This window comes from Cnuibacter physcomitrellae (assembly GCF_014640535.1).
In the GTDB taxonomy this organism is placed as follows: domain Bacteria; phylum Actinomycetota; class Actinomycetes; order Actinomycetales; family Microbacteriaceae; genus Cnuibacter; species Cnuibacter physcomitrellae.
This window is the reverse complement of sequence record NZ_BMHD01000001.1, coordinates 1,774,850-1,787,940: the sequence shown is the minus strand read 5'-3', so window position 1 is coordinate 1,787,940 and position 13,091 is coordinate 1,774,850. Positions and strand designations below refer to the sequence as shown.

Below are 13,091 nucleotides of genomic sequence, written 5' to 3'. Positions count from 1 at the left end.
CGACGGCGATGACGACGACCGCCGCCGCGGGCCTCAGGACGAGACGTGCCGGAGGATGCGGCCCCACACGCTCGCGATCACGAGCGCGCCCGCGCCCCGGACGCGGACGACCCGGGCGACGCCGCGCGGCATCCGCCGCCGGAGCCACGCCCCGTCGTCGACGGTGGTGAGCTCGTCGCGGTCGCCCGCGCCCTCGCCGTAGACGAGCAGCGTCGGCGCCTCGACGGCGCCGAGCTGGTGGGTCCACCGGTGGTCGCGCAGCGCGAGCCGGTCCGTCTCGCCGCCGACCGAGCCCTGCAGCGCGGCCTCCTCGAGCATCCGGTCGAGTCGGTTCCGGAGGCCGGGCTTGCGCAGCGCGGGATCCTCCGCGGTCACGTCGAGCGAGGCGAGCGAGTACGGCACGAGTCCCTGCAGGACGGGGTCGAACGTCTGCGTGGTCGGGGTCGGCACGGAGACCGCCGCGACGCGGTCGACGAGGTCGGGTCGCCGCGCGGCGAGCGAGAGCGCGACCATCCCGCCGGTGCCCCAGCCGACCACGCCGACCCGGCCGTACCGGCTGCCGCCGGAGGAGCGCGCCACCTGCTCCGACCGCGAGAGGAACTCGGCGATGTCGTCGGCGCGGGCCTCGATCCGCGTCGGCTCGCCCGGACGCAGCGGGTCGGAGGCGCCGTAGCCGGGCCTGTCGAGCGAGAGGATGTGCGTGTTCGACCGCTGCGTGGCGATCGGATCCGGGTCGAACCCTCCCGCACCCGGAGTCGGATGGCAGACCACGACGAGCCGGCCCGAGGCGGGGTCGCCCGTGGCCGAGACCCCCAGCGACCTCCCGGACGCGAGCGTGAACAGATGGTTCGCCATGCTCCGATTCAACACGGTCCTTGCCGGCACCCGCACCCCGTCCGTCAGGGGGTGGGGCGCGGGCGGCGTCGGGCGTACGGTCTGCCGTATGCCTCGAACTGCGCAGAAGGTCCTCATCCTCGGCGGCGGCTACGCCGGGCTCTATGCCGCCCGCACCCTGCAGCGCGAGAGGGAGCTGCCGCTGTCCATCACGGTCGTCGACCCCAATCCGTACATGACGTACCAACCCCTCCTGCCGGAGGTGGCGGGCGGTCACGTCGATCCCGTCGACGTGGCCGTGACCCTGCGTCCGTCGCTCCGACGCTGTCGCGTCATCCGCGGTTCGGTGACCGGGCTCGACTCGGCCGTCAAGCGCGCCACGGTCGAGGTCGTCGACGGGAGCAGCGTCGAGCTCGCCTACGACGAGGCCATCCTGGCGATGGGCGCCGTGACGCGTGTGTTCCCGACGCCGGGACTGGAGGAGCTCGGGATCGGGTTCAAGACCGTCGAGGAGGCGGTCTACGCGCACAACCACGTCCTGGAGCAGCTCTCGATCGCCGCGAACGCGCAGGACGAGGACGAGCGGCGGCGCGCTCTCACCTTCTTCTTCGTCGGCGGCGGCTACACCGGGGTGGAGGCGCTCTCGGAGCTGTCGAACCTCACCCGCCTGGCCGTGAAGGAGTACCCGCAGCTCGATCCCGCCACGATCCGCTGGATCCTGGTCGAGGCGCTCGACCGCGTCGCGCCCGAGGTGGGCCCCGAGCTCTCCGGATGGACGCTGCAGCACCTCCGCGACCGCGGGGTGGACGTGCGGCTGGAGACCACCGTGAAGTCGTGCGAGGGCGGCGAGGTCGTGCTCTCCACCGGGGAGAGCATCGCGACGAACACGCTGATCTGGACGGCCGGCGTGCAGCCGAACCCGGTGCTCGACCGCCTCGACGTGCCGCGAGGCCCCAAGGGGCACGTGATGGCCGAGGCCACCCTGCACGTGGTCCGCGAGGACGGCACGTGGGTCGACGGGCTGTGGGCGGTGGGCGACATCGCGCAGGTGCCCGACCTCACCGCGGAGAAGCAGCCCGCCTACTACCCGCCGAACGCCCAGAACGCCATGCGCCAGGGCCCCGTCGCGGCGCGCAACATCCTCGCCGCCCTGCGCGGCCAGGCGCCGGAGGAGTACCGCCACCCGTCCCTCGGCACGGTCGCGAGCTACGGCATCGCCACAGGAGCGGCGAACATCAAGGGCATCCAGCTCAAGGGGCTCCCCGCCTGGCTCGCGCACCGCGGCTATCACGCGCTCGTGCTCCCGACGCTCCGGCGCAAGGTGCGCGTGGTCATGGGGTGGATCACCGAGCTCCTCACGGGAACGGATGCGACCCCGCTGCGGGCGATCCAGCATCCGCACGCCTCCTTCCGTGCCTCCTTCGTGGCGCTGAAGCAGAAGGGCGAGAAGGGATAGCGCATGACATAGTGGAGGCGGGGGGCCGACCCGAAGGGCCCGACGCGCGTGCCGCATCCGCGGTGCGTCCAACGCCGACACGAAGGGTCCCATGGTCGCCGCAGCCGCACTAGGAACCGTCCTCACGATCGCCGCCATCGCCGTCGGGGTGATCATCGTCCTGATCGTCGTGATCACGCTGCTGCGCGGCATCAAGGTCGCCAAGCCCGACGAGGCGATCATCGTCACCTCGCGCCAGCGCGCGGTGAAGCCCGGCGAGACCGCGCTCGAGGAGACCGAGAACGCCGGCCAGCGCGTGGTCTTCGGCTCGCGGGTGTTCGTCAAGCCCATCGTCGAGGCGCACTTCAAGCTGAGCCTCCGCAGCCGGCAGCTGAACGTGCAGGCCACCGCTCAGACACGGGATGCGATCACCATCCGCGTGAACGCCGTCGCCGTCGTCAAGGTGGGCGGCTCCGAGTCGATGGTCCGCGCGGCCGCGCAGCGGTTCCTCAACCAGCAGGACCAGATCGAGACCTCCACTGAGGAGGTGCTGTCCGGATCCGTGCGATCGATCGTCGGTCAGCTCACGGTGACCGAGATCATCACCAACCGCCAGGCCCTGCAGGGACAGGTGCTGGAGGCGGTGCGCGAGTCGCTCGACGTGCAGGGCCTGCAGATCGACACGCTGCAGATCAAGGAGATCGACGACGACAACGGCTACATCCGCGACCTCGGTCGCGCGGAGGCCGCGCGGGTGAAGCAGGTCGCCGAGATCGCCGAGTCGGTGGCGCGCCAGGCGTCCGAGGAGGCGCGCATCGCCGCCGAGCAGGCGGTCGCGGAGCAGCAGCGCAAGCTCGACCTGCGCAACGCCGAGATCCAGAAGGAGACCGACAAGGCGCGGGCCGAGGCGTCGGCGGCGAAGCCGCTCGCCGAGGCGATCTCGCAGCAGGAGGTCATCTCGCAGCAGGAGATCACGGCCGGGAAGCGCGTCGGTCTCCGCAAGCAGGAGCTCGACGCCGAGATCCGCGCGGTCGCCGACGCCGAGGCGTACTCGGTCGAGAAGAAGGCGCAGGCCACGGCCGCGGCGAACATCGCGGCGGCGAACGCCGAGCGCGACCGGCGCAAGGCCGCCGCGGAGGCGTTCGAGGCGGAGGGTGTGTCGGAGCGCAACCGCCGTCGGAGCGCCGCCGAGGCCCTCGAGGCCGAGGGTGTGGCCGAGAAGAACCGCCGTATCGCCGCCGCCGAGGCGCTGCGGGCCGAGGGTGAGGCCGAGGCCGCCGCGATCCAGGTGAAGGGCACCGCCGAGGCCGAGGCCACCCGGGCCAAGGCCGAGGCGCTCGAGGAGCGCGCCGAGGACCTTCTGCGCCAGGAGATCATCGGTCAGCTCCCCGCCATCGTCCGTGCCGCGTCCGAGCCGCTGTCGGCGATCTCGAACATGACCGTCATCGCCGGCGAGGGCGGATCGGGGTCGGGCTCGTCCGCCGCGACCGGCGCGGTGAGCGCCTCCGTCGCGACGCAGCTCGCGACCTCGATGCAGCTCATCCGCGACCTGGTCGGGGTCGACGTCGCCGAGATCATCACCGGTCGCGCGACCGGGGCCGCCACGGGCGAGGCGATCGGCAAGGCTCTCGCTGGCGCGGGCGCGAGCGCCGGCGCCGGCGCAGGCTCGCGCCGCAGCGCGGGAGCGACCGCGGCGGACTCGAGCGCGGGCACGTCCGACGCCCCCAAGGTGTGACCCGATCCGTCACTTTCGGCTAGTCGCGCGGTCGCGCACTAGCCGAAAGTGACGGGTCAGGAGGACCTCAGGGGCGGGATGGGGTGGCTCGGCCGCGCTTGCGCGCCTTCTTGAGCGCCTTCTCGGCGGCGGCCTCCTGCAGCTCCGCCTTCTCGGGGAGGGAGGGCTCGGCGAACGCCGGAGCGGCCTCGTCCGGCGGGTTCCAGGCCTTGACGATCGACCACGCCACCGCGGCGATGGGGACCGACAGCACGGCGCCGAGGATCCCGCCGAGGATCGTGCCCGCGGTCAGGGCGAGCAGGATGACGAGCGGGTGCAGCTTGAGCGACCGCCCCTGGACGACCGGCTGGAGGAAGTTCCCCTCGAGCTGGTTCACCGCGATCACCACGGCCACGACGATGAGGGCAGCGACCGGTCCGTTGGCGACGAGCGCGACGAGCGCGGCGAGGATGCCCGCCACCGTCGCCCCCACGATCGGGATGAACGCGCCGATGAAGACGATCACGGCGAGGGGCAGCGCCAGCGGCACCTGGAGCACGAGCAGCCCGATGCCGATGCCGGCGGCGTCGACGAACGCGATGAGGGCGGTGCCCCGCACGTAGCCGCCGAGCGACTTCAGCGCCACGCCGCCGATGCGGTGGCCGCGGTCGAGGTTGCGCCCGTGGAAGGGGCGGAGGAGGAAGCGCCAGATCCGGTCGCCGTCCTTGAGGAGGTAGAACAGCACCACGATGGCGAGCACGGCGCCGGTGACGATGTCGGCGGCCACGGAGATGCCGGTGAGTGCGCCGCTCGAGAACGAGCTGCTGGTGAGGAAGCCCACGGCGGTGTCGCGGATGCTGTCGAGCTGCTGCTGGTCGATGGGCAGCGAGCCGCTCTGCAGCCAGCCCTGGACCTGATCGATGCCCTGGACGGCCGAGCTCGACAGCTCGTCCCACTCGTTGCGCACGGCGAACACGATGAGCGTGATCACGCCGCCGAAGATCACCACGCCGGCGATGAGCGTGGTCCAGGTGGCGAGCATCGCGCTGAAGCCGTGGCGGCGGAGCCAGCCGATGACCGGGGCGAACGCGGCCGCGACCACGATCGCGATGAGCACCGGCAGCACCACGAGCTTCACCTGCACCAGCCCGATGACGAGCACCGACACGACGGCCAGCACGAGCAGCACCTGCAGACTCCGGGTCGCCACCACGCCGAGGCGGCCGGTCCACAGCCTCCGCAGAGACGGATGCTCGTACGTGGAGTGCGGCCGAAGGGTCGCCTCGGGCGCGAGGTCGACCTCCGCCGGCGCCGCGCTCGTCGTGGGCCCGCCCGACGCAGGGGTGGTCTCGTCGGGCACGGGGGTGCCGCCCACCGGCGGCGGGACGGCCGCGGCCTCGGGGGCCGGTCGCTCGGAGTCGCTCATGGCATCGAGCCTCCCACTCTCGGGCGGCGCCCGCCTGGCCGTCGCGGTGTCAGGCCCCTGTGGTGGCTTCGGCGCGCATCCGCTTCGACAGTCGCGGACGCCAGCGCTTCGCGACCGTGCCGAGCGCGTCGGGCGGGACGAGCATCCGGACCCGGGGGCGCATCCAGAGCACGTAGCTGAGCACGATCCACACGATGCCGAGCAGCGGGACGATGCCGAAGAGGTCGAGGTCGGCGACCGCGATCACGGTGTCGTTGATCGTGTGGAGGGCGATCGCGATGACGAGCCCGAGGGCGCCGAGCCCGGTGAACGCCCGGCCGCGACGGTGCGCGCCGAGCCAGATGAGGGCGGCGGCGCCGCCCGTCCAGAAGACGTGTCCGAGCTCCTCCCAGATGCGCGTGAGGTAGATGTAGCCGGTGTGGCCGGCGTCGCCCTGCACGATCTGCTGCGCCGTGAGGGTCGTCGAGTGCAGGTCGTCGAGGGCGCCGCCGACGTAGAGGGCGCCTTCGACGATGCCGAAGACCGCTCCTGCGACGACCACGGTCCACACGCCGACCCGCGGGTCCTTGAACGCCGCGGGCCCCAGGAGCAGGAGCAGGAACGGGATGAGCAGCTTCGTGATCTCCTCGATCGGGCCGCCCGACGCCATCGACCCGGCCGGGAGGAAGGGCATGAGCGCCCGCTCGGCGTAGAACGAGACCGTGATGGCGAACGCCCCGGACACGGCTCCCCAGAGGACCGCCGAGCGCACGTGCAGCGAGCCGATCCGCAGCCGCGAGCGCACCGCCAGGCACACCGCGACGAGAGGGCCGGCCACGCCGATGCCGCCGCCGATCCCGGCGACCCAGGACGATCCGATCCCCGCGCCGATGACGGCCACGAAGAAGCCGAGGACGACGCCCACCACCGCGATGTAGAGCGAGGGGCGGGTGAACGCGTGCCCGATCGGGTGCCTGAGGTGCAGCTCGGGGGCGTCGGCCGCACGCACGGGCTCGCCCGTCCAGGCCGCCCCGTCCCAGCCTCGCGCGAAGCCCGCGTATCCGGTGGGGTAGGAGCCGGCAGGCGGCTGGGCGAAGGGCGAGGGCAGGCGCGCGGCGGTCGTCACAGGTCGCAAAGTATCGGTCGGATGCGCTGCTGCGGTGCGCAGGGTGAGTACTGTCTCACCTCGATCGCGTCACCCGCCGCGTTCAGCGAGGTGTCGGCGGGCGGACAGGAGCCCTCCGTACGATGGGCCCGATGGAATGGATCGTCGACGTCGTGCTGCTCCTCATCGCGGTCGCCGCGGTGATCGGAGGGTGGCGCAGGGGCCTGCTGGTGACGGCTGCCTCGCTCCTCGGGGTGGCCGCCGGCGCCTGGCTCGCGACGTTCGTCGTGCCCCCGCTCGTCGACTGGCTCGCGGCGACGGTCGGCTGGAGCGGCACGGTCCAGCGCATGATCGCCGCCGCGGTGGCGCTGCTGCTCTGCCTCGCGCTGGGCGTGGCCGTGCTCTCGCTCGTGGCGGGGCTCATCCGCCGTGCTGTGGGGGTGCTGCGGATCGCCCGCGGCCTCGACTCGGTGGGTGGAGCTGTGCTCGGTCTCGCCACATGGGCGGTCGCGGTGTGGCTCGTGGCGGGGTTCCTGCAGACCACGGCGTTCCTCCCGGCGCAGCAGCTCGCCTCCTCGTCGCAGGTGGTGTCGACGTTGAACCGGATCAGCCCGGTCCCGCCCTCGACCGTGCTCGGCGCCCTCGGCGACGCACTCGACACCGTCGGGTTCCCGAAGGTCTTCGCCGACGGGGTCGAGGTCATCCAGGGCACCCAGGCCCCCGATCCGTCCGTGCCGGATGCGGTCAACGCCGCGTCCCCGGCCGTCGTCCGCGTGCTGAGCTCCGCTCCGCAGTGCTCCGGCGGGGCCGAGGGATCCGGCTGGGTCGTCGCTGAGGACCGCGTCATCACCAACGCGCACGTCGTCGCGGGATCCGATCAGCTCGTCGTGCAGATCGGCGGCGTGGGGGAGCAGAAGCCGGCCACCCTCGTCGCGTTCGACCCCGAGACCGACCTCGCCGTGCTCGACGTCCCGGGGCTGGGGGTCGCTCCGCTCTCCCTCGGCACCGAGCTCGGCGCGTCCGACGCCGCCTACGTCGCCGGCTATCCCGAGAACGGGCCGTACGAGATCGGTGCGGCGCGCATCCGTCAGGTGCTGCAGGCGACCGGGCTCGACATCTACTCGCAGAGCGAGGTGAGCCGCGAGATCTATGCGCTGCGCGGCACCGTGCGTCCCGGCAACTCGGGAGGCCCGCTGCTCGACAGCGCCGGCCAGGTGGTGGGCGTGGTGTTCGCCCGGTCGACGACGGATGCGGAGACCGGCTACGCGCTCACGCTCGACCAGATCGCGCCGATGCTCCAGCAGGTCGGCTCGACGACGCCGGTCCCGTCGGGAGCCTGCGCCGCGCGGTGACCCCTGAAGGGGGGATCCGGCGATTTGGCGGGTTGCTGAGGAATGATCCGGCATTCCGATCGCGAAATCTGATCGAAACGGTTGGACACGAGATCGAAACATCGCCGTAACGAGCGCGGGTCCGGCCGTGGATAGTGTGGCGGCACCCTAGCAACCCCGAGTCATCGCACCGGGAAGCGCACAGCCCCTGCACCACTCCTCCTGCTCGAGAGCGCCTGCCCTCGGGCGATGCGGCGCGCCCTGATGCCCTGTCTCGTCGACAGCGAAAGCAGGACTGTGCTCTGATGCACTCACCACGACCACGCGCCCGGCGCGTCGGAGCGGCACTCGCCGTGGCCGGCGCCGCGTCCGCCCTCACGCTCCTCACGGCGCTCCCCGCCAGCGCGGCTCCTACGGTGGCGCCGCCGACCCTCTCCGCGACCGCGAACGCCGCGATCGGCGACACGATCGACGTCTCGATCGCGCTGCCGGCCACCACCGACGTCTACGCGTACGAGCTGCAGCTCGCCTACGATCCCGCCCTGCTCGACTACGTCGACGGCAGCCTCTCCGGCCCCGCAGGCGGCTTCGACTCCGCCACGGAGTCCCCGACGGGCCTGACCGTCCTGCACTCGCGACTCGGCACCTCGCCCGCGCTCTCGGGCGACCTCGCCGTCAGCCTCGAGCTCACCGCCGTCGCCAGCGGCACCGCCGACCTCGACCTCGCCTCGGTCGTGCTCGTCGACGCGGCGGGCGCCTCCACCCCGCTTACCGACGTCGCGACGTCGGTGGTCGTCATCGCCGCACCGCCGGTCACCGAGCCCGACCCGGGCGCCGGCACCCCCGGCGCGTCCGCCACCGCCACTCCGACCCCGACGACGGTGGCGGCTGCCGCCGGCTCGCAGGGCGGGGACCTCGCCTCGACCGGTCTCGCCGTCGGCGGGATCGCGGGGATCGTCGCGGCCGCCGTCGCGGCCGTCGCGGCCGGACTCCTCGTCTGGCGCCGGGCGGTGAAGACCCGATGACGTCGAACCCTCAGACCAGAAGGATCCATCCGATGATGCTCCGACGCTCGCGCCCGACGGCTCTCGCCGCCTCGGGACTGCTCTCCGCCCTCGTCGCCGGAGCCGTCATCGCGACGCCCGCCGCGGCGACCGCCGCACCGGCTGCTCCGGCGGCCGAGGCCGCCATGCTCGCGCCGTACTACACGGAGCTCGACCTCACCGGCGACGACCAGGTGACGGCGGCCGATCTCGCGGTCGTCTCCGCGCACCTCGGTGCAACCTCGGCCTCGCCCGACTGGGCGAGCGTCGAGGCGGCCGACGTCGACGCGGACGGCACGATCACCGTGCTCGACCTCGCCGCGGTCTCGCAGCGCATGATCTACGACGATGGTCCGTTCGACCTCATCGAGGCCTCGAGCGTCGACATGCAGGCCGCGATGAACGCCGGCGTCACGACCTCGGTCGAGATCACCCAGGAGTACCTCGACCGCATCGCCGCCTACGACCGGGTCCAGGTCGACGCGTCGGGACGCCCGCTCAACTCGATCATCACGACGAGCGGCGTCGCGCTCGCCGCGGCGGCCCAGGCCGACGCGACCCGAGCCTCCGAGGGCATGACCAGCATGCTGCTCGGCGTGCCGATCGTGCTGAAGGACAACTACGACACCCTCGACATGCCCACCACGGGCGGCTGCGGATGCTGGGACGGGAACCAGACCACGACCGACGCCGCCATGGTGTCCGGTCTCCGTGCGGACGGGGCGATCATCCTCGCCAAGGCCAGCCTCGACGAGTTCGCCTACGGCTTCGTGTCGGAGTTCTCCGCCGGCCTGCCCGCGGGCCAGAGCCTGCTCGTCGCGAGCCCGTACAACACGAACCGCTCCGCCGGCGGCTCGAGCGGCGGCACCGGTGCGGCGATCGCGGCGAACCTCGGCGGGATCGGCTTCGGCACCGACACCGGTGGCTCCATCCGCGTCCCCTCGTCGTACAACCAGCTCGTCGGCATCCGCCCCACGGTGGGTCTGACCAGCCGTGACGGCATCATCCCGCTCGCGCTGAGCCAGGACACCGGCGGCCCGATCGCGCGCAGCGTCACCGACGCCGCCGTCGCGCTCGACGCCGTGACCGGTGTCGACCCCGCGGATCCCATCACGGCCGAGCAGGCGGGCAAGGTCCCCGACTCGTACACGTCGTACCTCGACCCCACCGCGCTGAAGGGCGCGCGGATCGGGTACGTCCCGTCGATGATCGGCAGCAACGCGACCGACGTGCGGCTGTGGGCGCAGGCCAAGGCGACGCTCGAGGCCCAGGGCGCCGAGGTGATCGCGGTGACCCCGCCGTCGGGCTTCGCGGCCGTCCTCAACGAGACCAGCGGCAGCCAGAACGAGTTCAAGCACGACCTGAACCAGTACATCGCGAACCACCTCGACCCCGACGTGGCCGCGCAGTCGATCCAGGGCATCCTCGCCTCCGGGAAGTACGTCCCCTCCCGCGCGTCGACCTACACCTCGCGCGACCGGGTCACCGAGGAGCAGTACCAGGCGTGGGCGGGGCCGACCGGCTCGCACACCACCGCCATCGCGACGGGCAACGCCGTCGTGACCGCGATGATGGACGCCCAGGACCTCGACGCCCTGGTCTACCCCTCCGGCACGCCGTACGGCACTCAGAGCACCAACCTGCGTCTGAGCCCGAACACGGGGATGCCGTCGGTCACGGTCCCGATGGGCCAGGCGATCGCCGCGGACAACACCATCACGGGTGCGGGGGTCAACCTCGAGTTCCTCGGCCGCGACTACGCGGAGGGGACGCTCATCGGGCTGACCTACGCGTTCGAGCAGGCCACCCACGCGCGCACGACGCCGCCGCTCTACCCGGCGCTCGAGCCCGCGAAGGGCTGAGGCCGCGGCGGGGTGAGCCCGCCTCGCACGGTGCACCCGTCCGGTCCTCCCGGGCGGGTGCACCGCTGCGTGCGGGGTGTGCCCCGCCCCCGCGTCGCGTGTTCGGCGGGATGCGCGTCGCCCGTTCGGCGGGCCCGGGTCGCCCGTTCGGCGGGATGTCGCGTCGCACGTCCGGCGGGACAAGGGGGTTGCCGTCCGGCGCCGAACGTCGTTGCGTAGGGAGCTGACGACGAGGAGGCTCCCATGCTCATCACCCGCAGGACCATCGGCACGGCGCTGGGGGCGGTCTCGGCCGTCGTGCTCGTCGCCTCGCTCGCCGCGTGCGCCGGCGACGCGCAGACCCCGTACGAGACGCCGCGGCCCTCGGTGAGCGAGACGAGCTTCACGCTCCCGCCGCTCGCCTGCCAGACCGAGCGTCCGGAGGACAAGACCTCCACGCCAGACGCCTCCGCGGACTCCTCCTCGGGCTCCTCCGCGGCTCCGACGGACTCGGGCGACGACTGCTCCACGCAGGCCCCCGCATCCGGCGACGACGACGGCGTGGACAACGAGGGCAACAAGTAGCCCCTCCCGCGCCCGCACGCCGGCCCGCGGGCCCGCGGGCTCGACATGCGGGCCCGACGCGCGGTTGCTAACTCCGGAGTTTTCGGGCGGCGCGCCGGTGAATCTCCGGAGTTAGCTCAATCTGGCCCGGATCTCCGGAGTTAGCTCGGTGCGGGCTGGATCTCCGGGTCGGTTTGGGCGGCTAGACGTGTGGGAGCTAACTCCGGAGTTCTCGGGCGGCGCGCCGGTGGATCTCCGGAGTTAGCTCCAGCCGGCCCGGATCTCCGGAGTTGGCTCGGTGCGGGCTGGATCTCCGGAGTCGGCCGGCTGGGGGCTGGCCCCGCCCGAGCCCGGCTCCGGAGACCCGCGGTGGAGGGGCCGCTACGGCGTGGGCATCCCGCCGTTGACGTTGAGCGTCTCGCCCGAGACGTAGCTCGACTCCGGGGAGGCCAGGAAGACGTAGGCCGGCGCCAGCTCGGCCGGCTGCCCGGAGCGCTGGTACGTGCTCTCGTCGTCGAAGGCCTGCATCTGCTCGTCGGACACGCCGCCCGAGACCTGCAGCGCCGTCCAGGTCGGACCGGGGGCCACGACGTTCACCCGGATGCCGCGGGGCGCGAGCTGCTGCGCCAACCCCTTCGAGAGGTTGTTGATCGCCGCCTTCGTCGCCGCGTAGTCGAGCCGGTCGGGCGCGGGCTTGTAGGCCTCGAGCGATGCCGTGTTGATGACGGTGGATCCGGGCCCGAGGTGGGGCAGGGCGGCCTTCGTGATCCAGAAGGCCGCGAACACGTTGGTGCGGAACGTCTGCTCGAACTGCTCGTCGCTCAGATCCTCGAGGTTCTCCACCGCGATCTGCTTCCCGGCGTTGTTGACGAGGATGTCGAGCCCGCCGAGCGCGTCGACCGCCGCCGCCACGAGCTCACGGCAGTGTGCCGCGTCGCTGACATCGCCCGGGAGCCGCACGGCCTTCCTGCCCGCGGCCTCGACCAACTCGGCGATGTGCGCGGCGTCGGCCTCCTCCTCCGGCAGGTACGAGATCGCGACATCGGCTCCCTCGCGAGCGAAGGCGATCGCGACGGCACCGCCGATCCCGGAGTCGCCGCCGGTGACGAGCGCCTTGCGGCCCTCCAGGCGACCGGTGCCGCGGTACGTCTCCTCGCCGAGATCGGGCACCGGCGTCATCTGCCCCTGCACCCCCGGCTCGGGCTGGTGCTGCACCGGCGGCTCGACGCGGCCGTAGCGGTGGACCGGGTCGTCGAACGTGTACTGATCCGTCATCGAACGCTCCTCACTGACCGCGGCCGGTCGCCTTCTGCAGGCGGTCGATCTGCTCGGATGCCTCCGCCTTCGTCAGATCGGCCGAGATCTCCTCGCCGGCCTCGCGGGCGAGCGTGTCGAGGTAGCTGCGCTGGGCCCCTGTCATCGGCTCGTCGCCGGTGACCCACTCGCTCGGATCCTTGCTGGCTGACGAGTCGGAGTCCGGACCGGTGGCTCCGAGCACGTCGTCGCCCGCGACGCTGTCGCCGCCGCTGCCGCCCGCGGCGGGCTCGGCGGCCGGCTCCTCCGCGCTCGCGACGTCGCCGAGGGCGGATCCGTCGGGCGCGGCGCCCGCGACGGATGCGTCCTGGTCGTGTTCGCCGGGCATCGCGTTCGAGACGCCGGGGACCTGCGAGGTGGGCGAGACGCCCTGATCTGAAGTGTCGCTCATGCCGCGGACCCTACGCCGGGCGGCCGACACCGGCATGGGCTTGCCGGAGGACGCGCATCGGAGCACACGCATCGGGGGAGCGGCGAGCGCGATCGGGCGTGGGCCGTCCATGTC

Annotated in this window: 11 protein-coding genes; 6 read left to right on the top strand and 5 right to left on the bottom strand. The window is 72.6% G+C overall.

The features are described from left to right. Positions 1 to 33 precede the first annotated feature (33 nt). On the bottom strand, positions 34 to 855 hold the full coding sequence (locus IEX69_RS08270; protein ID WP_174604497.1) for an alpha/beta fold hydrolase: 822 nt from the start codon (positions 853 to 855) through the stop codon (positions 34 to 36). Between the two features lie 88 nt (positions 856 to 943). Between IEX69_RS08270 and IEX69_RS08265 the strand changes: the two genes are divergently transcribed. Beyond that, a complete protein-coding gene (locus IEX69_RS08265) occupies positions 944 to 2,290 on the top strand; it encodes an NAD(P)/FAD-dependent oxidoreductase (RefSeq protein WP_085020549.1) in 1,347 nt (448 codons plus the stop codon). 91 nt (positions 2,291 to 2,381) lie between these two features. Next, positions 2,382 to 4,004, top strand: a complete 1,623-nt coding sequence (locus IEX69_RS08260; protein WP_085020548.1) for an SPFH domain-containing protein — start codon at positions 2,382 to 2,384, stop codon at positions 4,002 to 4,004. 67 nt (positions 4,005 to 4,071) lie between these two features. Here the strand turns inward: IEX69_RS08260 and IEX69_RS08255 are convergent, their stop codons facing one another. Both IEX69_RS08255 and IEX69_RS08250 read right to left on the bottom strand, forming a co-directional pair. Next, positions 4,072 to 5,409, bottom strand: coding sequence for an AI-2E family transporter (locus tag IEX69_RS08255; RefSeq protein ID WP_085020547.1), 1,338 nt, complete (start codon positions 5,407 to 5,409; stop codon positions 4,072 to 4,074). A gap of 49 nt (positions 5,410 to 5,458) precedes the next feature. Beyond that, positions 5,459 to 6,514 carry a PrsW family glutamic-type intramembrane protease gene (locus IEX69_RS08250; RefSeq protein ID WP_174604496.1) on the bottom strand — a complete coding sequence of 352 codons (1,056 nt, stop codon included), beginning with the start codon at positions 6,512 to 6,514 and terminating at the stop codon, positions 5,459 to 5,461. 131 nt (positions 6,515 to 6,645) lie between these two features. On the opposite strand from IEX69_RS08250, the gene IEX69_RS08245 reads away from it, so the two are divergent. From IEX69_RS08245 to IEX69_RS08230, 4 genes are all read left to right on the top strand, one after another. Then, positions 6,646 to 7,845 carry a MarP family serine protease gene (locus tag IEX69_RS08245; RefSeq protein WP_085020545.1) on the top strand — a complete coding sequence of 400 codons (1,200 nt, stop codon included), beginning with the start codon at positions 6,646 to 6,648 and terminating at the stop codon, positions 7,843 to 7,845. 284 nt (positions 7,846 to 8,129) lie between these two features. Continuing rightward, complete coding sequence (locus IEX69_RS08240; RefSeq protein ID WP_085020544.1) at positions 8,130 to 8,849, top strand: cohesin domain-containing protein; 720 nt, start codon at positions 8,130 to 8,132, stop codon at positions 8,847 to 8,849. A 32-nt stretch (positions 8,850 to 8,881) separates the two neighbouring features. After that, a complete protein-coding gene (locus IEX69_RS08235; protein ID WP_085020543.1) occupies positions 8,882 to 10,729 on the top strand; it encodes an amidase family protein in 1,848 nt (615 codons plus the stop codon). 243 nt (positions 10,730 to 10,972) lie between these two features. Then, on the top strand, positions 10,973 to 11,293 hold the full coding sequence (locus IEX69_RS08230; protein WP_085020542.1) for a hypothetical protein: 321 nt from the start codon (positions 10,973 to 10,975) through the stop codon (positions 11,291 to 11,293). A gap of 360 nt (positions 11,294 to 11,653) precedes the next feature. Here the strand turns inward: IEX69_RS08230 and IEX69_RS08225 are convergent, their stop codons facing one another. Together IEX69_RS08225 and IEX69_RS20860 are read right to left on the bottom strand one after the other, a co-directional pair. Next, positions 11,654 to 12,547: a glucose 1-dehydrogenase gene (locus IEX69_RS08225; protein ID WP_085020541.1), complete on the bottom strand. Its 894-nt coding sequence runs from the start codon at positions 12,545 to 12,547 to the stop codon at positions 11,654 to 11,656. Between the two features lie 10 nt (positions 12,548 to 12,557). Further along, a complete protein-coding gene (locus IEX69_RS20860) occupies positions 12,558 to 12,770 on the bottom strand; it encodes a DUF3072 domain-containing protein (RefSeq protein WP_229756418.1) in 213 nt (70 codons plus the stop codon). Positions 12,771 to 13,091 lie beyond the last annotated feature (321 nt).

Bases quoted from the DNA above. Each gene is read 5' to 3' on its own strand.
- IEX69_RS08270 (WP_174604497.1), bottom strand. From the start codon at position 855: ATGGCGAACCATCTGTTCACGCTCGCGTCCGGGAGGTCGCTGGGGGTC.
- IEX69_RS08245 (WP_085020545.1), top strand. From the start codon at position 6,646: ATGGAATGGATCGTCGACGTCGTGCTGCTCCTCATCGCGGTCGCCGCG.
- IEX69_RS08225 (WP_085020541.1), bottom strand. From the start codon at position 12,547: ATGACGGATCAGTACACGTTCGACGACCCGGTCCACCGCTACGGCCGC.
- IEX69_RS08260 (WP_085020548.1), top strand. From the start codon at position 2,382: ATGGTCGCCGCAGCCGCACTAGGAACCGTCCTCACGATCGCCGCCATC.
- IEX69_RS08265 (WP_085020549.1), top strand. From the start codon at position 944: ATGCCTCGAACTGCGCAGAAGGTCCTCATCCTCGGCGGCGGCTACGCC.
- IEX69_RS08230 (WP_085020542.1), top strand. From the start codon at position 10,973: ATGCTCATCACCCGCAGGACCATCGGCACGGCGCTGGGGGCGGTCTCG.
- IEX69_RS08255 (WP_085020547.1), bottom strand. From the start codon at position 5,409: ATGAGCGACTCCGAGCGACCGGCCCCCGAGGCCGCGGCCGTCCCGCCG.
- IEX69_RS08235 (WP_085020543.1), top strand. From the start codon at position 8,882: ATGATGCTCCGACGCTCGCGCCCGACGGCTCTCGCCGCCTCGGGACTG.
- IEX69_RS08240 (WP_085020544.1), top strand. From the start codon at position 8,130: ATGCACTCACCACGACCACGCGCCCGGCGCGTCGGAGCGGCACTCGCC.